Source organism: Bradyrhizobium sp. Crot121 (genome assembly GCF_059512385.1).
Genome location: NZ_JCAMOR010000068.1, coordinates 26788 through 43640 on the forward strand (window position 1 = coordinate 26788; position 16853 = coordinate 43640).

Here is a 16853-nt window from a genome sequence, read left to right on the forward strand (position 1 = left end):
TGGATTGTTAATGTTTTGACACTTAGGGCAATTCCGGCCCGAACTTGAGCCGCTGCCAGATTGTTTCGTCACTCATCCGAAGTTGATCTCCCAAGCGCTCCCATCGCGATACCGCTGATACCAGGCCGATGAATACGGGCGCTCTTGGATGGGGAACAGGCCCCAATGACTGATCGACAGCATCACGCCCCATCCCTCTCCGGCGCGCAGTATTCGGAAGGCGCATAGTCTGCGACGAATGGACATCCGGGCTCTTTCGGATTTGCTGGGCCTACGTTTGCCGGCACGCCTTGCAGGCGGTCAAGAACCGACGCATTGTGCCGCTGAACGGCTGCGTTCCAAGTCTTCTCCTGGAAATCGACGCCGTAGATCACGTCAGCGGTCATCAGCATCGCCCCGTCAAGGTCCACTTGAGCCAAACCCCAAACGGCAATCTGGCCGCTCCACGTTTGCGGTAGATCGAAAGCCAGTGCTTGGCGCGCTTGATCATCTGTCACTCTTGAGTGAAGTTAGGTGAAACTCGCTAGTCGGCACTAACTTCGCTATAAACAGGTATCGGGCGGCACCGGGAAGTGACGCTCTCGCGATAAACGCGGCAGGGGATGTGTGAAGCGTCGTCGCACACGCGCCGCCCGATTGAAGACCAACCCGTACCTTTCGGCAGAGGGGCTGGCCATGTTTTCGTGGTGTCTGACTGTCCGGGCGCTACATCCGGATTCCCAACCCCATTGCTCGGCTATTGGAATTTCCGAGTTGGCTTGGCGTATGGTGCCAAGGACCGCGTGTATGCGACTTCTCTACCACGCCGCAGTCAGATTTATCGGCCCCTCTCACCTCGTCAGGAACGTGCTCGGGCACGTCGGGCCAAATGTGAATTGGAATTTGGGCATAGAAAGCCCTCTGGCCTGAACCGATTTTGGCAGGCCCAGCGGGAAGGGATGAACCCACGTCGCTGTTGTTCCCCACATGCCATCCCTCCATCTGATTTGCATGAACGCAAAGTGCACCTCGGGTTCACAGTGCGGCCTTCAATCGCCTGAGAGTCGCTGCGGCGGCCTTGTAGGCTTTCTGATAGGTGCTGCCCCCTTCCAGGGTCTCAACCCTTTTGGCCGCCTCCTCGAGCGCCCTACGCGCGGCATCAGCCCTTTCAAGCTCAATGCGCCGCTGAAGATCCGCCTCGCTCATGCCGCCGCCCTCGCCCGCTTGCTCGGCTTGGTCCGAGTCCTCCGGCGCCGCTTCTGCTCCCGCGGCGCACGCTCGAGCCCATCGAGGTTGATCTCGTCATAGTCGCGCAGGATGTGCCCCAGCACTAACCGCCGCATCTCCTCGTCGGTAACCCTGCTAGCCCGACCGTTGTTCGCCAGAACGGCATGCACGCCCTCGACGTTCGCAACATCGCCCCAACCGTCCGGGTCGGTCATGAAGAACAGATAGCCAGGCATCAGTGCCCGCTCTCGGCAGGATAGCTTGCCATCCGATGCCCACACCCGCGCATAGGTCGGCAGGAACGTCCCGTGGTTGGTCTTCTCGATCTCCGGCCGTACCCAGTGAACCCGGCTGGAGAACGTTCGGCAGACAGCCCAGTGAGATTGATCAGTCATGCTTGCCCCTCAGATCCCGATAAACTTTAGAAATGCGCCCTCAAGACCACCGCTTCCCGGCTCGGATGTCCGAGATTTTCTGCCGGCAAATGCCGTACTGCGTCGCCAACTCTCGTTGAACAACTCCGGTCGCTGCACGGATCGCGATCACATCAGCCTCGGTGATCTTCGCCCTGCCATTCGCAGAGCCTCGCGCCTGCCTCCCCTTCGCGTTCCTATCCGCTATGTTCTCAGCGTGCGTACCAAGAAATAAGTGGGCCGGATTAATGCATGCTCGATTGTCGCAGCTATGGAGCACGTGCAAGCCGTCTGGGATTTGGCCGCAGTGAAGCTCGAAGGAAAGGCGGTGAGCCGACACCATGCGGCCATTCGCCCACGCCCTGCCGTATCCGTGGCCGTTGCTGCCACCAGTCCAATTCCAGCACCCAGTACGCTCGTCAACATCGGCCTTCGCCATTAGGCGGTCGGTAATGCTTTCCATCTGATTCATTCCTCGAATGAGTGATGCTAAGACGCAACGCAACTACACAGTTGACGGCCCGATGCCGCGCCGCAATTGATCGGCCAACTCCCGCAGCCCCTTGGCGATCCTCGCCTCCATCTCTGGATCTGGCTCCGGTTCCGGCAAGCGCTTCCGGTTCGCTCGCTCGATCCGGTCCTGGTCGAGGTAATATTCATCCCGCCATGCGTCCAAGTGCTCCTTGAACTTTGCCAGGTTCGGATATGAAACCGCGCCGGCCAGCCCACGCGACGGGCTAACCGCTCTTTCCAGCACGGCTTGGGGATAGTTCGATAAGATTTCCACCAGCCCCGCCGCGAAGGCTTTCGGGTCCATTGCCGGAATTGTGTCGTAGAACCCGAGGATCTTCCTCGCCGCTTCTGCTGCTGATAAATTGATCGAAGTCATTGAGGATTTCCCGTCCGATTTCGCGCTCGCGTTGATGGGCTGTTCGTGGGCGGGCGGCCGGCGGCCCCGTTCCCTTCAGCCGCGCCGCAATCCACGCGCACGGGTCAACCACGCGGTTTCTGTCAGCCTCCTCGATCAGGCCAAGCACTACGCCAGCGTCGTCATCCGCGGCCTTGAGGCACTTGCCGACAAACGAACGACAAGCGTTGTTCCCGCGGCCGGAAAGCCGTTCAAGGGTTTCGAGGCCCCAACCGAACAATTCGGATCGAACGTCGCGGGGCGCGTCAGCGCCAGAAGCGTTAGCTTCTGAATCTTTATTTTGGAATATGGCTTCTGGCTTCTGGGCTTTATCGCCCCCCTTATCCGGGGGGTTAACCCCCCCCTTAAGCCTTGGGTTGCCGCCGCCCTTACCGTTTTCCTTATCCTTGACCGCCTTCTCGTGGTCGCGTCGCATACGCCTCGAATAGATCGTGCCATCCTCATCCCGGCTGAACACGCCATTGCCCTCAAGCTCGAGCAACAGAGCCGTGCATTCCTTCTCAGATATCCCGGCAAGGCCGGCGAGCTGCTTTTTGTCAATCCTCCGGCCATTGACGAGCAGAGACCCATACGGCTCGGCATCATGCATAATGCACATCATCTCAGCCCATAGGCCGCGGGCGCCGATCGAGCACAGACGCAGCATCGCGTCCGCGCGCCAATCGGCCGGGTAAAACTTCATCCAAGGCTGCTTCGGAGTTTTCAAGCCAGCATTCCCAACGCTTGCTTGTACGTGTCTAGAATGGCTTCCTGAGCGGCCCTGTCGTCAGGGCTCATCGCCCGCAGACGGATGATGGTACGGAGCGCCTTCACGTCGAAGCCATTGCCCTTCGCCTCGGCGAAGATATCGCCGCGATCATCGGTCAGGCCCTTGATCTGTTCGTTTACGTTTTCAATGCGCTCAACAATCGATCTGAGCTGGCCGTTGTGGTCGTTCATCGCTCTCCCCTATGATGCTATCGAGGTACGCGGAACAAAATCCTCCTCCTGAACTGAAATGATGGTGATCTGAATTCCCTGCCCTGCCCTCGACCACCGGAGGGTTATTTCCCGAACTATTCTTCCGTCGTCGGCTTCGATGACGCCGTGAGACACCAAAAGGTCGGTGACACATTTCTCGTAATTCCCCAGATCCCTGCGGCGGTTGTCGATGCCCTCCTGCAGAAGGTAATGCAGGATCACTTGGCCCTTGATCTTTGGTGGACGCTGCAAATTGAGAGCATAGCCGGCATCAATCAGCCAATCGCAGTAACGTTGTGACTTATGGCGGCGCGTCTTGCCATCGGCGAACAGGCCATTAACGCTAACCGGGAATGGAAGGGTGATGACGGTCAAGCCGCGCACTCCTTGCGGAGCTGCTTCGTCACCTTCCCCCGCAAAAGGCTTTCCAGTTCGTTCCTGCGAACGCTGTAGGGCCTTTCAAGAGAGATGAGCGCCCGCAGATGCTCGATCTGAAGACGCAGCGGCAGCCGCTTTAGGCGAGCGACCACCACATGGATTGGCGTCTGCTTCATGACAGCGCCGCCTCGATATGAGCCACATCGAAAGCAACCCGCCAATCTTCCTTAACCAGGCGCTCGATCTTGCGGACCGCATGTATTACCGTGCAGTGATCCCTACCGCCGAACTTGCTGCCAATGTCCGGGTATGATCGCGGCGTGAGGTTCTTGGAAAGATAGATTGCGATCTGGCGCGGAACACAGACCTTTGCGTGCCGGCGCGCTGAATCCAGGTCCAGCACCGAAATTCCAAAATGCTCGGCGACGCGCTTCTTGATCGATTGAACTGGCGGATAGCTCGGCTCTGGCATCGGCTCGAACTTGTCCAGCCACTTCTGGAAGGCCGCAGAGAGCGCTGGCGGCGGCTTCGGCATTTCTTCCATGACGGGCTTGGCCGGTTTCGGCTTCCAGTTCTTCGGCACCTGGATGTTGAAATCGTGATGTTCGCGGAGCAGCACCAAGAGCTTGTTTGTCGCCTTGGCATTCTGCTTCGGCGAGGCATCGCGCAAATCTTCCGGCTTCTCCGTCAGCGGGATGTACTTGCGATCCCGCGGCCTGGTCACGCGATACCAGCGCCTTTCGCAAGACTTCAGAGATCGGCTCAGCTTCTCGCCGATCTCAAGATAGGATCGCCCCTGCCCCCGCAACTCGAGAAGAATTGCGTCCTCGTTGGCTGACCATGCTGTATCCATTTCCCTGCCCTCTTCTTTCAGTCGTGAGTGATGCCGTCGTTGTCGTTATCGTCGAGCCATGGCGCGATCCAGACCGCCACGTCGGTCAGCCAGTTCGCGAGTGCGATCAATCGCCGAGCTATTGAAGTGCGTGTCCCCCGCATTAAGGGAGGCCTCGAGCCGGGCGAGCCGGAGTTTGAGGTCGTGTAATTCATTCCGGGCCGCCTTCTCCTTCTTGATCGCCAGTGCTTCTGCAATCTGGTCGATCTCGTGAGGCTCGATCCGGCGCGCTTTCCGGTACCAAATGTCATAAGTGCGCCAGTAGGTAAGCCGACAAAGTTTCGACGTTCTGTCGAGAACGCTCTTAATTCTCTCTCCCGAAGCCCAGGGTTCCGAGAGTTCACGCAACATCAAAGCAGCATCAGACATTTCCGTTCCTCCCATGAAAATTGGGAGCACTCCCAACGTTTTTCCCGCACAAGATTCTCATGACGCAACACCTTCTACATGTGGGACAAAATGGCTTTCTCAACGATCGGCTTTCAAGCCGCGCTGATACTCAACCGACTACGAAACCAGCGCCTGATAGAGGAAGTAGACCGCGAGTACACAGAGCACCGGCAAGCACAGAAGCGCGAGGAAGAGGCAGTGAGAGCCCAGCTCGCGCTCGTCAACGAACGGCTCCGACGTTTGACGGAGCGGGATAAAAAGCTCGCGGCCGAAGCCGCGAGAGTCGAGCCGAACATCGTGAAGGGAGGAGACACGAGCGGCTAACTGAACGGGGTCTAGACCGGCAGAAGTATTGCGTCTGCCGTCAGCCGCCGAGTCGTTGCCTTGTATTGCCCCCACAGGGACGGCTCGGCGGCTATTCATTTTACGAACCTGAGGATCTGAGCGGACGGGCGCTTATCTGCGGCGCGGCGCTCATTGCGCAGAGCAATGAATCCAACGACCATGAAGAAGCCGAACACAATGGTTTCAATGCCGGCGACGAATGCGATGAAGTTCATCATGCCCCGCGCCCTTTCGTCTTCATGCCCCAGAGGGATGCCGGGGCCGTCTTGCCGTTCGCGTGGAGCGCAGCAGTCATCGTGACATACGTCTTCGACGGGAATTTCCCGGCCTTCTTCCACATCGAAATCGTGCTGGGTTTACTGCCTGTGATGCTCTCAAGGCCGCCATTGCCGCCGAGGGCTTCGAATACATCAGCTACTGTCTGGAGTGCTTTGAGGCTCATGATAGAGCCTAGATTACGTCAAATTTTTTGAATTAGCAAGCGCCAAAAAGCTTTGTTTCGAAAAAACTTGAATTTAGGGCAATGTCCCGTTCCATGACAGGAACAAACAAAGCGGGCAGATTTGCCCCTACTGCCATAAGGATGCGGGCCATTCGGCGCGCGTCGGCTTACCCGACGCCGAAGGCTTTCGCGGAGTTTCTTGGAATTACCGTAACCCGGCTGTCGAACGTAGAGAATGGTCTGCCGATCTCGCGCATGCTCCAGGATATCATCGTTGCGAAGATGCCCTGGATAAGCCGCAGCTATTTGATGGATGGCGACGAGGACGCGCTAACAGGCTTTACGCTTCAGAAACTCGCGCCCTTGCTGGCGGAGGAAAGCGACACCACCGTTCCACGTAGGCGCTCCCCCTCGCACTCCAATACTGGATCTGGTCGCTGACTGCCTCCAAGGAACTCCACCACCAACCGGCGGGCCAACTCCAAAACAATCAGTGCGTCTTCCGGGGACTCAGGGAGAGCTGAAGCGATTTGGATGGCGTGACGGCGATGCTCGGCGTATTTCATTTCTTACCTGCCCCGTTTCGGATTTTCCGAAGTAGAACATACCAAGCACATCCTGGCAATATCCCTTCTCAACCCCGGCGATCACAATCGGGGCCGCCACACTGTGATTGCAAGTTATAAAGTGTCCAAAATGGACGCTATTTGTGAAGGTATCTGTCTAAAATTCTAGCCAAACGGCCCCGCTCGTCTGGCGTTGCGGCGCCCTGGGCGAGCCGATAATTCCGGCCAACCCTTTCAACCTTCTTGAGTTTTAACAGTAGTTTCAATCGGCGATCTACACTCGGTCGCGGCTGTCCGCTGTGTGCGGCGAGCTTTGCCGCAGTAGTAATACGGCCCTCCGCATCGCCAATAAATACACACAACAACACAACCAGAGTTTCCAGATCCACATCTCTTCTGTCCGGGAAGGCCATGTCGAGCATCTCGCGGGTGAGCGCGACATACATTCGGGAAACATCTAGCTTTTCCCGGAGCCTGCCAGGCGGGATATGAGATTGAGGATAGTAAAGCTTCAGCTCTGTCATGGTACCCACGTAGCTTCGGGCCAATCGAGCCGTGTTGCTTCGGGTAAAATAGGAAACCCGGAGGCTATTTCTTAGGCAATCCCGCGCCGCTTTGTCGCGGGTGGCCATCACCTCCTCGAATTGTATGGTTCCCGCCCCTACAGGCCCTAATTTCAAATTTCTTGTTTTTATGTGTTGCTAATTCAAATTTCCTGAAGTATGCTTTTTTCATCCAATCAGGGGATGAGAGCAATGGCAAGCATCTACATCGTCATCTGCGGAACTAAGGAGCCTTACGTCGCCGAGCGCGATCTGAATGACATGGGCCGCGAGGAAACCATTCGCGATCTGGCCCGCGGCGAGTGGGGCAACATCCTGACCGGCGAGCGGTGCAGCGTCTCGAGCATCATCGAAGTCGGAACGGACAAGGATGTGACTGCCGAGTTCATTGCTGCTGCTCAGATGCAAATGGACTCCTGCCGCACCCCCTACTCCAAGGCTGATGCCGCTGCGTGGGCGAATGACCGCCGCCGCGCGATCGAGATGGCGGAGTAACGGCGATGTCCTCCCAGGAGCTTGCCGACGAGCTTCTGCAGGCTTGGCAAGCGCTCTGGGCGCTTCCGCCCGCAGAGCGCATGGAGCGGATCGAAGACGCTCGCTTTCAACTGATGATGAACAAAGTCGATTTCGAGATGGCACGGGAGGATTGTGATGTCTGACCCAATGAACACCGTTGAAGTCGCTGTAGAGCAGCGACTTGTCGGCCTCTACTCGGCAACCAAGACGCTTCGCGATCTGAGCCGAGACACGGAGGGCCGCACCGTGATCGGGCGCCCTAAGTGCCTGGAGGAGATCGAGCTCGTCCGGGATGTCCTTTCCCGCATCATCGACGAAGTGGGAGGTAAGCATGGCTAACGTCGCCCTGCAGGTCATAGGCTCCAACAACCCGCCCGGTCCCATCGAGTACGCCCAGAGCGTCATTGACGAGATCAACGGCTGGCTTTCGGATCATCCGACGATCGAGACCGAGGAAGATGCCCGCGCCGCAAAGCCGTTCCTCGACCGCGCCAAGTTCGCTCTTGAGGACGTGGAGAAGGAGCGCGACAGCAAGGTTCGCCCGCTCAACGAACAGGTTTCGGCGATCAATGCCGAATACAAGGCGGTTCACAACACGGACTCCAAGAAGCCCGGCCGGTTCGACAAGATTGTTCTCGAACTCAAGTCCCGCGTCGCCGCCTTCATGCTTCGCGAGGAACAACGGAGGCAGCGTGAGGCTGAAGAGGCCCGCCGCGCTCAAGAAGAGGCAGAGCGGATTGCCCGAGAGGCCGAGGCCCGGGAGCAGGAAGCGCTAGCCAACGCCAAGGCTGGTGAAGTGGTGGACGTTGCCGAAGTCACTCAACAGGCGGACGCTGCCTTTGAGGAGTTCGAGCGCCAGTCCCGCTTCGCCGCCCGTGCTGAGCGCGACACACGCGTCAAGATTGGCGGCGGGTTCGCCAAGGCTGCCGGTCTCCGCGATGTCGAGACGCTTCATCTCGATAGTTACAACCTCGCGCTCAAGGCGATCGGCCCCAACGACAAGATCCGCGATGCCATTCTGAGCGCTGCCCGCGATTACCGCAAGCTCCATGGCGATCTGCCGCCCGGCGTGAGTGCGACCTACGAGAGGAAGCTATGAGCATTTTCGACAAGCTGAAAGCACCATTCCCGCCGAACAAGATTTCATGGCGCGTCGGCAGCACGACTGCGGATAAAAAGAAGGGCCTTGCGTTCGGCTACATTGACGCCCGCGATGTCATGGACCGTCTGGACGAAGTGTGCGGGCCGGAAAACTGGCAGTGCTCCTACCCTCACGCCAATGGCAAGACGGTTTGCGCGATCGGCATTCGTGTGTGCCGAGAAGGCGAAGGCTTTGAGTGGATCTGGAAGGCTGATGGCGCTGGCGATAGCGACGTGGAAGCCGAGAAAGGTGCGCTAAGTGACGCCTTTAAGCGTTGCGCTGTGCGGTTCGGCATTGGTCGTTACCTGTACGATGTCCCGGCTACATGGGTTGCGATCGAACCAATGGGCCGATCATTCAAGATCGTGGATAGCGAATATCCCCGGCTTGAAAAGGTGCTTGCCGGCCTGAAGGCACTCGCCGCGCCGCCGGTCAAACCCGCGCCCAAGGCACCCGCCGAGCCTCAGAAGCAATCAGTTATGCCCGAGGATTTCATGGCGCGCGTGAACTACATGGTCGATTGCCGCGAAGCAATCGCTCAGTTCGACGATGCCGAAAGCCTCCTCGCCTGGTGGGGGTCTGATCAGCAGAAGGAATTGCGTCGCAAGCACCAGCTTGAACAACACCAAGTGGACGCCCTGAAGCAGGCCGTCATGAACAAGCGCGTAGAGCTAACCAACCGAAAGGCAGCCTGATGACGAACCGTTACGACGTAGTTTCGAGCCGCAAGGACAAGGACGGCAAATTCCGATCCACCAAGATCGGCGCCGCCTTTGTCAAGGATGATCGCATTAGCGTTGTCCTCGATGCTTTGCCGATCGGCAATAGCGAGGGTCAGGCATGGCTGACGCTCTTCCCTGCCAAGCCGAAGGAAGGAAAGCAGGCTGACGCCAGCAGCGCTGAGACGATGGACGACTCGATCCCGTTCTAGGAACTGACATGAACGCACACACCAACCAGCCGATCTCAGAACAATTTCGCCTCGCTGCGAAGGATTGGGTTGAGAAGGATTCCGCCGCGAACCTTCTCGAGGAAACCAAGTCGGCCGTTTTGTCCCAGATGATGACCAGGCTCGGCGATGTTCCCGTTTCCCATGCTGAGCGCTCGGTCAAATCGTCTGAGGAGTGGTTGGATTTCGTCAAGAAGATGGTTCGCGCTCGTGAGGCCGCGAACCTCGCAAAGGTCCGCTGCGAATACATCCGAATGAAGTTCCAGGAATGGTCTAGCTACAACGCGACGAAGCGCGCGGAGATGCGGCTGTGAGATCAACGCAAGAATGGATTGGCAAGACCGATGATGCGAAGGTGCCGGATTATGTCCGGCTTCGCGTCTTCAACCGGCACAACGGCGTTTGCTACCTCTCTGGTCGCAAGATCACGGCGGCCGATGATTGGGACCTTGAGCACATCCTAGCGCTCTGCAATGGCGACATCGTGCACGCACCGAGGGAGCGCACATGAACGCTCGCACCTTCTACCTCCTCCTGCTGTTGGCTGCCTTCAGCTTCGGATTGGGCGGCGCACTGGTGAGTGGAGACGTTCGTTGGCTGGGGCTTTGCGTCATTCCCGGCGCGATATTCAGCAGATGGTGGCGCGTCTAGCACCGCTAATGCGTCTCGCACACGATCGGAGAGAGGACAGACAATGGATGCAGATTTGAAGATCGATGCCATGCGCGAAGGCGATATTTTCCGCTGGAGCTATCGCAATCCGAATGCGTCCCATGGCGTGTACAGCGGCTATCACTGCTGCTCACGGATCGCCGTTTTCACCAATGGATTGCTGCGCGATACCTATTGGGGGCTTGGTTGCATAGACGGCCGCTGGTTTAGCGGCGACGCCATCAGAGCGCTCGATCTCGAGTTCGTTGGCAATTTCGCCGACCTGAAGCCGGCCAACGAGCATATGGCCGACTATTTCGATGACGCCGACATCGTAGACCTTAATCATTCCAATTCGACGCGCGGAAATTTCTATCTACGCAAAGGCGCCGTCCGCAGTAAGGCGAAGATGCTTGAAGTGGCTCGGTATCGATTAGATCAGAGTCTTTCTGCTGAGCGCACCGCCGCATGGAAGTCTGAACAGCTTCGCGAAACAATCGCTCGCATTGAGGCTGGCGAAACGGAGTTGTTCATATGACCACCAGCGCAGATCCCGCCCGGGAGATCGAAGCGGCGCCGGGGCATACCCCGCTGCCATGGCATGCGAGCCGCAAATCTCGCTACGTAAGCGACATCAACAACCGCGTCATTGCGGAGATCGCGCCGCTAATAATTAAGGGACGTCTCTAGCGCTCGCCTGTGGCGTGTCGGGGTTGGGGTGAATTGTTATGCGCCGAAATATTGAAACAAGGAATACGACGATGAGAGCGACGATGACTGATCAGAGAACGCCGTGGGGCACAGTGATTCTGTCCGATGGAACTCTGGACTACAGCTTCAAGGGCCCAATTCGACTTAATCGCAGTCAGCGGTGGGACCTCGCTGGCACCTATCAGGAAGCGCGCGACAAGAGTCCATCAAAAGAGCCCGTCCGTTAGAGCTCGCTAATGCGTCTCGCACACGATCGGAGAGAGGAAGAGATGACGAAGCGCAAGCAGCCTGAGGTTTTCGATCTTCTGTTCTGGCTTCACAACAAGGAAATCAGCTTGGCGCAGTTCCGCGCCCAGATGAAGGACATCGGCAAGACTGACGAAGACATCGAAGCATATCTCGACGGCGATGCCGCGAACATGGACGAGGAGCAGCTTTATGACCGCTAATTGGCGCAAAGAAAAGCCTATTCACCATCAATTCGAGGACGAGCTTGCCGTTCTGATCGATCGATACCTCCTCGAAGGCATCGAAATTTCTGACCTCAAGCAGGTGCTGCGCTTCGAGGCGGAGAACGAGCATGAAGAGATCAGGCGAAGATTGCGGCACGAGCAGCGGAGGTCCGCATGACCACCACCGAGCGGAAGCCAGAGAGCTCGCCGGGGCCGTGGGCTCTGGAGCCTGACCATCGTCCAGGCATGGAGTGGAACATCCACATCGTGCTGGAAGAGAATCCGGACATGCGCGTGTGCTTCATGTCTACGGGACCGCAGTCAGAAGCCAACGCAGAACTCATAGTCCGAGCATGCAACGCATGGTTCGATATCGAGCAACTGAAAGCCAGGGTTTGCGAACTGGAGAGCGGACAATGAGCCGCGTCTCACACAATGTTCCCGATCTTATCGGAGAGAGATTCGGTTATTTGACTGTTAGGGGTCGAGCAACAAATAACGCGCTCGGCAGGTCAAGGTGGATCGCCGATTGTGATTGTGGTGGCTCGATCACGGTGTCGGCAAATGCGCTTCGGCGCGGAAATACTCGCTCTTGCGGATGTTTGCGCATCAAAGCACTTCTACGGACAACTAAGGCGCGCCAGATCGCCAATCCTGCACTAACATTAAATGCGGACTATATCCTCGATCGGTGCATTCCGGAGCCCAATAGTGGCTGCTGGTTGTGGACCGGGTCACTAGCGAATGCTGGATATCCCGCGATCCGCCTGAGGACGGCACCGCGGATGAGCGGCCATCGGGCGTCTTATATCGTCTTCAAGGGACCGATTGCCGGGGACATGGATGTAGACCACCTCTGCAACAATCGCATTTGCGTGAACCCGGATCATTTAGAGGCGGTCTCCCATAGAGAGAACTGCATACGCCGTGGTTATAGGCGGTCGCTCGCCGCTCTCGCATCAGCCAGGAGCCGGACATGATCGGACGATTCATCATCGAGTGCGATCCCGACTATTTCGAGGACGCCGTTCATGCAGCGCGCGAACTGTTCTACTCGGACAACAGAGAGGGGCTGATCACGGCGAAGTATGGCGACCGCAAGGAAGTCCACATGTTCGCCAAGCGCCTGAAGAAGTCCATTCGAGTCCAGCAGGTGAAACCATGATCTGGCTAGCCGCCCTCGCCCTCTATCTCCTGCCCGGCGTTCTCCCGGCTCTCTACGTCCTTCGTGGAGGATTCATGGGCTCTCCGGGGTGGTTGCTGGCGCTCGGGGTGCTGGTGGCGTGGCCATGGATGGTGCGGTCATGAGCAATCTTTGGCCCACAGGCACGCGCATCGGCCTTCCGGTCAGCGCAAGCGGAAACATACGCTGGTATCACGGCGCGATTGTCATTCTGCTTTGGCTGCCGCTCCGCATCCTGATGCACATCCTGGATCGGTGCGGGTGTTTTGAGCAGCCAGAGAATGAACGTGGATCACCGCGCCAGTGAATGCGCAGCAACAATCATCGGTCATCAGACATTAGAGGATGCTTCGGCATGACGACGATACCGGATAACCTGAACTGCCCGCATTGCGGCGAACGGCTTGGCGTCGAAATGACGACACAGCTTATGAGCCAATCGCGCATGTCCTTCACCATTCATCCGAACCCCGGCGAGTTGCTGTCGGCAAGGACCGTTGGCGATTCTATCACGAACATGGAGAAGCTGTTAGCTGCCGTTGGCAAGGAAATGGGGGTTAAGACGAATGTGCTTGTTGGCGGCCTCGAATGGAACGAGGGATGCGTGAAGGTCGATATGATCGTTGCGCGCCATGAGCCGGGCATCAAGAAGCGCGCAGCCGCGTCATCGGCAGAGGGCGGTGACCGATGAAAGACGCTACTGAGCACACTGGCGCGGTGAAACAATCTTCCCCTATAGAGGTAGGCGCGGAGTCCAGGGAGTTGGAGTACGAGTGGGTTGAGCCGTTCGGTGAAGGCCCTGAACCAGTTCATTGCCGCATGTCGTCCCGCGATATAATCGCAGCGCAAAAGCGCCGGCCTGAATATGCGAATGCTACCGACCAGCAGGCGCTTGATGATTTCATCGTCGTCAATTGGGCTCGCCTCTCCTCACGCTCGCCGCTAGTCGGGAGAGAGGATATCTGGGGCCTGGTATCGTCGAGCATCAAGGAGCAGCTGGCCGAAGGCGATGGCATGTGGGTGACATGCTCCGGCTGCCATGAAGGCGAAGACGGCTACAGCAGCGGCCATTACCCACATAGCGAGGTGTTCGGCTGCAAGCTTGGCGCTGGATGCCGCGAGTGCGGCGGCATCGGGGCGATTTGGGACACAACGGATTACGCCGATATGGCCCGCTTTGTGCTGTCCGAAGAGGCTACCCTCGGCCACACGGATGGCGGGGCGGTGGCGCTCGATCGTGCCCAAGATGCGCCAAGCTCCATCGTCATGGATGCCTTAGTGAGCGTCGGCAATCAGGATGCATTTCTTGATATGCCTCGGTACACGCGTGATCTTGTTGATAGGGCAATCGAGGAATTGGCAGGTGTGGCCGAGCAGTCAGGCGCTGGTGCACCAGAGACCTCCGTGCGATGCGGAGCGCCTGCCGCCCATCCCGCCCCGGCCTCCCTGTCCGTAGCGGATGGGGAGGGGCCGGAGGCGTGCGATCCTGCCCAAGAACCGACGAAGCGGGCGGGTCCGAGGGGGTGGCCTTACAGCATGGCTCAGGCGAAGGCCAACAACGTCATATGGCGGCTCACCGACGCATCTCCGCAGTCAATCTATGACGCTCTTGATGCGGAGGGGTTGGAAATTGTCGAGAAGTCAGCCACGCGATCCGCCCCCACTTCCCCCGCACCCGACACGGCCGCGTTGCGGGGGGCGCTGGAGGAGTGCGTGTCGGTCTTGGCGATGGTTGAGCGACCGGCGCGCGTTGATCCCGACCACGGCGACGAAGTAGCGGCTCTGGGCGACCGCATTGGCTACGGCGCGTTGATGACTTCGGCGTCAGCCTCATGGCGCGCACGGCTTGGAGAAGACGGCGACCCGGTTGGCGGCGAGTTCGTAGCCGGCCCCTGCCATGTAACCGTTCTCCGCGCACTGAAGAAAGCCCGCACAGCCCTCTCTCACGCTCTGCCCCACCAGGAGGAGGGGAAGGCGGCGGTGGCTTTAGAGCCTTACATCGCCGCCGCACTTCGTCACGCCGATGGATTGAGCGCACAGCTCGACAAGCCGGAATGGCGTCCCGGCCGGGCGCATGTTGAGCAGGCTCGCAACACGATCCGAAACCTCGCTGAGAAGGTTCGCGCCCTCACCTCTTCGACGGAGGCGGATCATGGCTGACATTGTGGAGCGGTTGCGCCGCAGCTCAACCATCAACGAAGACATTTACGCCTTGCGCGAAGAAGCCGCCGTCGAGATCACTCGCCTCCGCGCCGACCTCGCCACCATGAACGACAACCACCGCGCCATGGCCAAGCTGCTGGGTGATACGGGGACGAAGTTGGAGAGGGCAAAGGACGCGCTTCAATTCGTCATCGACGGATATGAACGCCTTGATGTGACCCACCAGGATTACCGCGTCAGGGTCTACATGGTCGCCCTCGACGCCATGGAATTCGTCAAAGCAGACGAACCGCCCCTCTCCCCGGCAAACGCGGGAGGTGAGAAGTGAGCGGCGTTCTGTGGCGGATCAAGGACTGCTGGGAAGACTTCGGATATAGGCTGTGCTGGCGCGGCGACTGGATCGGCGATATTTGGCCGCTCATCTGGCATCGCTGGTATTGCCCCTATCCGGTTGTGATCGGAAACAATTCGGCCAAAGCCTGCGTCAAGGCTGGATATTGCGGATGTGGCAAGGCCGTTCACCCCACCGAGACGGAGGCGCGGGAGTGACGAAGCCATTGCCGTTTACCGTCGCCTCCCTGGCCCGCGCCATCAGGGGCGTCGAGCTCGCCGGTCGTTTCGTGGTCGGGGTGCGGCCGGACGGCACCCTGATTGTTGCAGATAAGCCAGTCGATCCCACTTCCCTTGTCCCGGTTATTGAGGAACCATCCCCGGCGCCAGTGCGGCGGTTTGGGGAGAAGATTGATGGTGGTAAAAGTGCCTCTGGACGGGCTTAACATCGTCAAGGCGCGGGGACGCTGGTACGTCTATCCGCGAGGCGGCGGCGAACCGCTCGTGAAGGGCTTTGAAGGCTCCCGCAAGGACCTTCTAAAAAAGCTCGCCGAGCCCGAGCTATTGCAGACATACAACCGGCCGCGACTGCTCAAGCGGCTGGCCTCCGAGTTCCCGATTGAGACGCTCGGCGGCTTCGTTAACTGGTATACGAACAGCGACATTGACAGGCCCCTCAAAGAATGCCTGCCGGCCCCGGGCAAGATCGCCGCTGGTTATCCGAAATGGCCGAAGCTGTCGGCGGCCACGCGGCAGGATTACTTGGAGGCGTTCGAGTATCTGCGCCCCGAGTTTGACGCCATTCTGAAGGATATAACCCAGCCCGAGCTCTATGACGTCCGCGACAAGTGCGCCAACAAGAAGTGGCCGCGGTTCGCCGATCAGATGATCGCCGCACTATCATCGATGTTCCGGCAGGCCGTGAAGCGCGGCAAGATGCCTTTTAATCCGTGCCTGGGTATGGATAAGGCGCACGCTGCCGACCCTAATTCCAATCGAGAATGGTTCGCGCCGGAATGGCAGTTCGTGCGCGATAACGCCCCGATGGAGGTGCTGATACCCTGCATGGTCGCCCGTTATGCGGGGCTGGCTGGCCAGACTATCGTGGGGATCACCGACAAGCAGTTCCTTGATCACCCACTGACCGGGAAGGCTGTCCAATACACGCGGCGCAAGAACGGCAAAACCACCTTCCTGCCGGTGCTGCCGGAGCTGCAAGCCTTCCTCGCAGCGCGAGACATCCGCCGAGCGGACGGGCTGATAGCTATCCGCGACGATGGCTCGCCGTGGGAATCCGAGAAGGACATGCAGACCCGCGTGAGCCATTGGCTGCGCGACCGCGAGCGGGACGGTCTGATCGGCGCCGGGACTACCCTTCATGGCCTGCGCGTTTCCTACGCCGCCTGGTGGAAGCGCATGGGCGCCAGCGACGATGAGGTCGCGCGCCTTATTGGCGATAAGTCACCCCGGATGGGCACGCACTACACGCGCCATGTCGAGGACGAGGTTTCAATCGTCCGCGCATTCGGCCGGCTCAAGGACAAGCCGTGAACATCGATTTGCAAAACACGAGGGATTTGTTGCAAAACATTTGCAGCGGAAAGGCAAAAACACTATGAAAATCAACGGCGCGGACGTGGCGGAATTGGTAGACGCAAGGGACTTAAAATCCCT

37 protein-coding genes are annotated in these 16853 nt (G+C 58.6%); 24 read left to right on the top strand and 13 right to left on the bottom strand.

The genetic code is table 11. The features are described from left to right. Positions 1-182 precede the first annotated feature (182 nt). From AC5ZGW_RS36065 to AC5ZGW_RS36085, 5 genes are all read right to left on the bottom strand, one after another. Entirely contained in the window at positions 183-386 is a 204-nt protein-coding gene (locus tag AC5ZGW_RS36065; RefSeq protein WP_496114041.1) for a hypothetical protein, read from the bottom strand. A 628-nt stretch (positions 387-1014) separates the two neighbouring features. Beyond that, the gene (locus AC5ZGW_RS36070; protein ID WP_165435513.1) at positions 1015-1185 is read right to left on the bottom strand and encodes a hypothetical protein; all 171 of its coding nucleotides are present in this window, start codon (positions 1183-1185) and stop codon (positions 1015-1017) included. After that, positions 1182-1601 (bottom strand): transcription termination/antitermination protein NusG, encoded by a 420-nt coding sequence (nusG, locus tag AC5ZGW_RS36075; protein WP_130229294.1) that lies wholly within the window; start codon positions 1599-1601, stop codon positions 1182-1184. Before nusG ends, AC5ZGW_RS36070 begins: the two co-directional genes overlap by 4 nt. A 40-nt stretch (positions 1602-1641) precedes the next feature. Further along, positions 1642-2091 carry an HNH endonuclease signature motif containing protein gene (locus tag AC5ZGW_RS36080; RefSeq protein ID WP_130229295.1) on the bottom strand — a complete coding sequence of 150 codons (450 nt, stop codon included), beginning with the start codon at positions 2089-2091 and terminating at the stop codon, positions 1642-1644. A 33-nt stretch (positions 2092-2124) separates the two neighbouring features. Further along, a complete protein-coding gene (locus AC5ZGW_RS36085) occupies positions 2125-2508 on the bottom strand; it encodes a hypothetical protein (protein WP_165435515.1) in 384 nt (127 codons plus the stop codon). On the opposite strand from AC5ZGW_RS36085, the gene AC5ZGW_RS36090 reads away from it, so the two are divergent. After that, the gene (locus tag AC5ZGW_RS36090; protein WP_165435516.1) at positions 2495-2818 is read left to right on the top strand and encodes a hypothetical protein; all 324 of its coding nucleotides are present in this window, start codon (positions 2495-2497) and stop codon (positions 2816-2818) included. The genes AC5ZGW_RS36085 and AC5ZGW_RS36090 overlap by 14 nt on opposite strands. A gap of 431 nt (positions 2819-3249) precedes the next feature. Here AC5ZGW_RS36090 and AC5ZGW_RS36095 read toward each other — a convergent pair whose 3' ends face one another. Genes AC5ZGW_RS36095 through AC5ZGW_RS36115 form a run of 5 tightly spaced genes read right to left on the bottom strand, consistent with a single transcriptional unit; the run spans position 3250 to position 5146 of the window. Continuing rightward, positions 3250-3486 carry a DUF2312 domain-containing protein gene (locus tag AC5ZGW_RS36095; RefSeq protein WP_130229297.1) on the bottom strand — a complete coding sequence of 79 codons (237 nt, stop codon included), beginning with the start codon at positions 3484-3486 and terminating at the stop codon, positions 3250-3252. A gap of 9 nt (positions 3487-3495) precedes the next feature. Beyond that, a complete protein-coding gene (locus AC5ZGW_RS36100; protein WP_165435517.1) occupies positions 3496-3882 on the bottom strand; it encodes a RusA family crossover junction endodeoxyribonuclease in 387 nt (128 codons plus the stop codon). After that, positions 3879-4061, bottom strand: coding sequence for a hypothetical protein (locus tag AC5ZGW_RS36105; RefSeq protein WP_130229299.1), 183 nt, complete (start codon positions 4059-4061; stop codon positions 3879-3881). The genes AC5ZGW_RS36100 and AC5ZGW_RS36105 overlap by 4 nt, the downstream gene beginning before the upstream one ends. After that, positions 4058-4738, bottom strand: a complete 681-nt coding sequence (locus AC5ZGW_RS36110; protein WP_130229300.1) for a helix-turn-helix domain-containing protein — start codon at positions 4736-4738, stop codon at positions 4058-4060. Before AC5ZGW_RS36110 ends, AC5ZGW_RS36105 begins: the two co-directional genes overlap by 4 nt. Before the next feature lie 45 nt (positions 4739-4783). Next, positions 4784-5146, bottom strand: coding sequence for a hypothetical protein (locus AC5ZGW_RS36115; RefSeq protein ID WP_130229301.1), 363 nt, complete (start codon positions 5144-5146; stop codon positions 4784-4786). A gap of 90 nt (positions 5147-5236) precedes the next feature. Here AC5ZGW_RS36115 and AC5ZGW_RS36120 point away from each other — a divergent pair, with 90 nt between their 5' ends. Next, the gene (locus AC5ZGW_RS36120) at positions 5237-5491 is read left to right on the top strand and encodes a hypothetical protein (RefSeq protein ID WP_130229302.1); all 255 of its coding nucleotides are present in this window, start codon (positions 5237-5239) and stop codon (positions 5489-5491) included. A 95-nt stretch (positions 5492-5586) separates the two neighbouring features. On the opposite strand, the gene AC5ZGW_RS36125 is transcribed toward AC5ZGW_RS36120, so the two are convergent. From AC5ZGW_RS36125 to AC5ZGW_RS36135, 3 genes are all read right to left on the bottom strand, one after another. After that, complete coding sequence (locus AC5ZGW_RS36125; protein WP_165435518.1) at positions 5587-5730, bottom strand: hypothetical protein; 144 nt, start codon at positions 5728-5730, stop codon at positions 5587-5589. Then, positions 5727-5954 (bottom strand): hypothetical protein, encoded by a 228-nt coding sequence (locus AC5ZGW_RS36130; protein ID WP_130229303.1) that lies wholly within the window; start codon positions 5952-5954, stop codon positions 5727-5729. The genes AC5ZGW_RS36125 and AC5ZGW_RS36130 overlap by 4 nt, the downstream gene beginning before the upstream one ends. 703 nt (positions 5955-6657) lie before the next feature. Beyond that, a complete protein-coding gene (locus tag AC5ZGW_RS36135; protein WP_130229304.1) occupies positions 6658-7044 on the bottom strand; it encodes a hypothetical protein in 387 nt (128 codons plus the stop codon). A 231-nt stretch (positions 7045-7275) separates the two neighbouring features. Here AC5ZGW_RS36135 and AC5ZGW_RS36140 point away from each other — a divergent pair, with 231 nt between their 5' ends. The 22 genes from AC5ZGW_RS36140 (at position 7276) to AC5ZGW_RS36245 (ending at position 16730) form a co-directional block, all read left to right on the top strand. After that, a complete protein-coding gene (locus tag AC5ZGW_RS36140) occupies positions 7276-7578 on the top strand; it encodes a hypothetical protein (RefSeq protein WP_130229305.1) in 303 nt (100 codons plus the stop codon). A gap of 5 nt (positions 7579-7583) precedes the next feature. Next, a complete protein-coding gene (locus tag AC5ZGW_RS36145; RefSeq protein ID WP_165435519.1) occupies positions 7584-7742 on the top strand; it encodes a hypothetical protein in 159 nt (52 codons plus the stop codon). Beyond that, positions 7735-7938: a hypothetical protein gene (locus tag AC5ZGW_RS36150; protein WP_130229306.1), complete on the top strand. Its 204-nt coding sequence runs from the start codon at positions 7735-7737 to the stop codon at positions 7936-7938. The genes AC5ZGW_RS36145 and AC5ZGW_RS36150 overlap by 8 nt, the downstream gene beginning before the upstream one ends. After that, positions 7931-8698: a hypothetical protein gene (locus AC5ZGW_RS36155; protein ID WP_130229307.1), complete on the top strand. Its 768-nt coding sequence runs from the start codon at positions 7931-7933 to the stop codon at positions 8696-8698. Before AC5ZGW_RS36150 ends, AC5ZGW_RS36155 begins: the two co-directional genes overlap by 8 nt. Beyond that, positions 8695-9435: a Rad52/Rad22 family DNA repair protein gene (locus tag AC5ZGW_RS36160; protein ID WP_130229308.1), complete on the top strand. Its 741-nt coding sequence runs from the start codon at positions 8695-8697 to the stop codon at positions 9433-9435. The genes AC5ZGW_RS36155 and AC5ZGW_RS36160 overlap by 4 nt, the downstream gene beginning before the upstream one ends. Continuing rightward, a complete protein-coding gene (locus AC5ZGW_RS36165) occupies positions 9435-9671 on the top strand; it encodes a hypothetical protein (RefSeq protein ID WP_130229309.1) in 237 nt (78 codons plus the stop codon). Before AC5ZGW_RS36160 ends, AC5ZGW_RS36165 begins: the two co-directional genes overlap by 1 nt. An 8-nt stretch (positions 9672-9679) precedes the next feature. Next, positions 9680-10003 (top strand): hypothetical protein, encoded by a 324-nt coding sequence (locus AC5ZGW_RS36170; protein ID WP_130229310.1) that lies wholly within the window; start codon positions 9680-9682, stop codon positions 10001-10003. Continuing rightward, positions 10000-10200, top strand: coding sequence for a hypothetical protein (locus AC5ZGW_RS36175; protein ID WP_130229311.1), 201 nt, complete (start codon positions 10000-10002; stop codon positions 10198-10200). The genes AC5ZGW_RS36170 and AC5ZGW_RS36175 overlap by 4 nt, the downstream gene beginning before the upstream one ends. Beyond that, positions 10197-10340, top strand: coding sequence for a hypothetical protein (locus tag AC5ZGW_RS36180; RefSeq protein WP_165435520.1), 144 nt, complete (start codon positions 10197-10199; stop codon positions 10338-10340). Before AC5ZGW_RS36175 ends, AC5ZGW_RS36180 begins: the two co-directional genes overlap by 4 nt. A gap of 43 nt (positions 10341-10383) precedes the next feature. Next, positions 10384-10878: a hypothetical protein gene (locus AC5ZGW_RS36185; RefSeq protein ID WP_130229312.1), complete on the top strand. Its 495-nt coding sequence runs from the start codon at positions 10384-10386 to the stop codon at positions 10876-10878. Beyond that, positions 10875-11030: a hypothetical protein gene (locus AC5ZGW_RS36190; RefSeq protein WP_165435521.1), complete on the top strand. Its 156-nt coding sequence runs from the start codon at positions 10875-10877 to the stop codon at positions 11028-11030. The genes AC5ZGW_RS36185 and AC5ZGW_RS36190 overlap by 4 nt, the downstream gene beginning before the upstream one ends. Positions 11031-11320: 290 nt before the next feature. Beyond that, positions 11321-11500, top strand: coding sequence for a hypothetical protein (locus AC5ZGW_RS36195; RefSeq protein ID WP_130229313.1), 180 nt, complete (start codon positions 11321-11323; stop codon positions 11498-11500). After that, complete coding sequence (locus AC5ZGW_RS36200) at positions 11490-11681, top strand: hypothetical protein (RefSeq protein ID WP_130229314.1); 192 nt, start codon at positions 11490-11492, stop codon at positions 11679-11681. The genes AC5ZGW_RS36195 and AC5ZGW_RS36200 overlap by 11 nt, the downstream gene beginning before the upstream one ends. Further along, positions 11678-11923: a hypothetical protein gene (locus AC5ZGW_RS36205; RefSeq protein ID WP_130229315.1), complete on the top strand. Its 246-nt coding sequence runs from the start codon at positions 11678-11680 to the stop codon at positions 11921-11923. Before AC5ZGW_RS36200 ends, AC5ZGW_RS36205 begins: the two co-directional genes overlap by 4 nt. A 365-nt stretch (positions 11924-12288) precedes the next feature. Then, positions 12289-12483 carry an HNH endonuclease signature motif containing protein gene (locus AC5ZGW_RS36210; RefSeq protein WP_130229316.1) on the top strand — a complete coding sequence of 65 codons (195 nt, stop codon included), beginning with the start codon at positions 12289-12291 and terminating at the stop codon, positions 12481-12483. Next, a complete protein-coding gene (locus AC5ZGW_RS36215) occupies positions 12480-12668 on the top strand; it encodes a hypothetical protein (RefSeq protein WP_130229317.1) in 189 nt (62 codons plus the stop codon). The genes AC5ZGW_RS36210 and AC5ZGW_RS36215 overlap by 4 nt, the downstream gene beginning before the upstream one ends. Next, entirely contained in the window at positions 12665-12811 is a 147-nt protein-coding gene (locus AC5ZGW_RS36220) for a hypothetical protein (RefSeq protein ID WP_165435522.1), read from the top strand. Before AC5ZGW_RS36215 ends, AC5ZGW_RS36220 begins: the two co-directional genes overlap by 4 nt. A gap of 320 nt (positions 12812-13131) precedes the next feature. Further along, positions 13132-13377, top strand: coding sequence for a hypothetical protein (locus tag AC5ZGW_RS36225; RefSeq protein ID WP_130229318.1), 246 nt, complete (start codon positions 13132-13134; stop codon positions 13375-13377). Then, complete coding sequence (locus tag AC5ZGW_RS36230) at positions 13374-14846, top strand: hypothetical protein (protein WP_130229319.1); 1473 nt, start codon at positions 13374-13376, stop codon at positions 14844-14846. Before AC5ZGW_RS36225 ends, AC5ZGW_RS36230 begins: the two co-directional genes overlap by 4 nt. Next, a complete protein-coding gene (locus tag AC5ZGW_RS36235; RefSeq protein ID WP_130229320.1) occupies positions 14839-15177 on the top strand; it encodes a hypothetical protein in 339 nt (112 codons plus the stop codon). Before AC5ZGW_RS36230 ends, AC5ZGW_RS36235 begins: the two co-directional genes overlap by 8 nt. Next, positions 15174-15398, top strand: coding sequence for a hypothetical protein (locus AC5ZGW_RS36240; RefSeq protein WP_130229321.1), 225 nt, complete (start codon positions 15174-15176; stop codon positions 15396-15398). Before AC5ZGW_RS36235 ends, AC5ZGW_RS36240 begins: the two co-directional genes overlap by 4 nt. A gap of 195 nt (positions 15399-15593) precedes the next feature. Next, the gene (locus AC5ZGW_RS36245; RefSeq protein ID WP_130229322.1) at positions 15594-16730 is read left to right on the top strand and encodes a tyrosine-type recombinase/integrase; all 1137 of its coding nucleotides are present in this window, start codon (positions 15594-15596) and stop codon (positions 16728-16730) included. Positions 16731-16853 lie beyond the last annotated feature (123 nt).

What these genes read in the sequence shown, in the direction of transcription:
- AC5ZGW_RS36185 (WP_130229312.1), top strand. Translation starts at nt 10,384, where the DNA reads ATGGATGCAGATTTGAAGATCGATGCCATGCGCGAAGGCGATATTTTC.
- AC5ZGW_RS36155 (WP_130229307.1), top strand. Translation starts at nt 7,931, where the DNA reads ATGGCTAACGTCGCCCTGCAGGTCATAGGCTCCAACAACCCGCCCGGT.
- nusG (WP_130229294.1), bottom strand. Translation starts at nt 1,601, where the DNA reads ATGACTGATCAATCTCACTGGGCTGTCTGCCGAACGTTCTCCAGCCGG.
- AC5ZGW_RS36145 (WP_165435519.1), top strand. Translation starts at nt 7,584, where the DNA reads ATGTCCTCCCAGGAGCTTGCCGACGAGCTTCTGCAGGCTTGGCAAGCG.
- AC5ZGW_RS36065 (WP_496114041.1), bottom strand. Translation starts at nt 386, where the DNA reads ATGACCGCTGACGTGATCTACGGCGTCGATTTCCAGGAGAAGACTTGG.
- AC5ZGW_RS36205 (WP_130229315.1), top strand. Translation starts at nt 11,678, where the DNA reads ATGACCACCACCGAGCGGAAGCCAGAGAGCTCGCCGGGGCCGTGGGCT.
- AC5ZGW_RS36105 (WP_130229299.1), bottom strand. Translation starts at nt 4,061, where the DNA reads ATGAAGCAGACGCCAATCCATGTGGTGGTCGCTCGCCTAAAGCGGCTG.
- AC5ZGW_RS36210 (WP_130229316.1), top strand. Translation starts at nt 12,289, where the DNA reads ATGAGCGGCCATCGGGCGTCTTATATCGTCTTCAAGGGACCGATTGCC.
- AC5ZGW_RS36095 (WP_130229297.1), bottom strand. Translation starts at nt 3,486, where the DNA reads ATGAACGACCACAACGGCCAGCTCAGATCGATTGTTGAGCGCATTGAA.
- AC5ZGW_RS36190 (WP_165435521.1), top strand. Translation starts at nt 10,875, where the DNA reads ATGACCACCAGCGCAGATCCCGCCCGGGAGATCGAAGCGGCGCCGGGG.
- AC5ZGW_RS36195 (WP_130229313.1), top strand. Translation starts at nt 11,321, where the DNA reads ATGACGAAGCGCAAGCAGCCTGAGGTTTTCGATCTTCTGTTCTGGCTT.
- AC5ZGW_RS36220 (WP_165435522.1), top strand. Translation starts at nt 12,665, where the DNA reads ATGATCTGGCTAGCCGCCCTCGCCCTCTATCTCCTGCCCGGCGTTCTC.
- AC5ZGW_RS36245 (WP_130229322.1), top strand. Translation starts at nt 15,594, where the DNA reads ATGGTGGTAAAAGTGCCTCTGGACGGGCTTAACATCGTCAAGGCGCGG.
- AC5ZGW_RS36165 (WP_130229309.1), top strand. Translation starts at nt 9,435, where the DNA reads ATGACGAACCGTTACGACGTAGTTTCGAGCCGCAAGGACAAGGACGGC.
- AC5ZGW_RS36080 (WP_130229295.1), bottom strand. Translation starts at nt 2,091, where the DNA reads ATGAATCAGATGGAAAGCATTACCGACCGCCTAATGGCGAAGGCCGAT.
- AC5ZGW_RS36225 (WP_130229318.1), top strand. Translation starts at nt 13,132, where the DNA reads ATGTCCTTCACCATTCATCCGAACCCCGGCGAGTTGCTGTCGGCAAGG.
- AC5ZGW_RS36085 (WP_165435515.1), bottom strand. Translation starts at nt 2,508, where the DNA reads ATGACTTCGATCAATTTATCAGCAGCAGAAGCGGCGAGGAAGATCCTC.
- AC5ZGW_RS36200 (WP_130229314.1), top strand. Translation starts at nt 11,490, where the DNA reads ATGACCGCTAATTGGCGCAAAGAAAAGCCTATTCACCATCAATTCGAG.
- AC5ZGW_RS36160 (WP_130229308.1), top strand. Translation starts at nt 8,695, where the DNA reads ATGAGCATTTTCGACAAGCTGAAAGCACCATTCCCGCCGAACAAGATT.
- AC5ZGW_RS36215 (WP_130229317.1), top strand. Translation starts at nt 12,480, where the DNA reads ATGATCGGACGATTCATCATCGAGTGCGATCCCGACTATTTCGAGGAC.
- AC5ZGW_RS36130 (WP_130229303.1), bottom strand. Translation starts at nt 5,954, where the DNA reads ATGAGCCTCAAAGCACTCCAGACAGTAGCTGATGTATTCGAAGCCCTC.
- AC5ZGW_RS36140 (WP_130229305.1), top strand. Translation starts at nt 7,276, where the DNA reads ATGGCAAGCATCTACATCGTCATCTGCGGAACTAAGGAGCCTTACGTC.
- AC5ZGW_RS36070 (WP_165435513.1), bottom strand. Translation starts at nt 1,185, where the DNA reads ATGAGCGAGGCGGATCTTCAGCGGCGCATTGAGCTTGAAAGGGCTGAT.
- AC5ZGW_RS36115 (WP_130229301.1), bottom strand. Translation starts at nt 5,146, where the DNA reads ATGTCTGATGCTGCTTTGATGTTGCGTGAACTCTCGGAACCCTGGGCT.
- AC5ZGW_RS36150 (WP_130229306.1), top strand. Translation starts at nt 7,735, where the DNA reads ATGTCTGACCCAATGAACACCGTTGAAGTCGCTGTAGAGCAGCGACTT.
- AC5ZGW_RS36235 (WP_130229320.1), top strand. Translation starts at nt 14,839, where the DNA reads ATGGCTGACATTGTGGAGCGGTTGCGCCGCAGCTCAACCATCAACGAA.
- AC5ZGW_RS36170 (WP_130229310.1), top strand. Translation starts at nt 9,680, where the DNA reads ATGAACGCACACACCAACCAGCCGATCTCAGAACAATTTCGCCTCGCT.
- AC5ZGW_RS36135 (WP_130229304.1), bottom strand. Translation starts at nt 7,044, where the DNA reads ATGACAGAGCTGAAGCTTTACTATCCTCAATCTCATATCCCGCCTGGC.
- AC5ZGW_RS36230 (WP_130229319.1), top strand. Translation starts at nt 13,374, where the DNA reads ATGAAAGACGCTACTGAGCACACTGGCGCGGTGAAACAATCTTCCCCT.
- AC5ZGW_RS36110 (WP_130229300.1), bottom strand. Translation starts at nt 4,738, where the DNA reads ATGGATACAGCATGGTCAGCCAACGAGGACGCAATTCTTCTCGAGTTG.
- AC5ZGW_RS36180 (WP_165435520.1), top strand. Translation starts at nt 10,197, where the DNA reads ATGAACGCTCGCACCTTCTACCTCCTCCTGCTGTTGGCTGCCTTCAGC.
- AC5ZGW_RS36125 (WP_165435518.1), bottom strand. Translation starts at nt 5,730, where the DNA reads ATGATGAACTTCATCGCATTCGTCGCCGGCATTGAAACCATTGTGTTC.
- AC5ZGW_RS36120 (WP_130229302.1), top strand. Translation starts at nt 5,237, where the DNA reads ATGGCTTTCTCAACGATCGGCTTTCAAGCCGCGCTGATACTCAACCGA.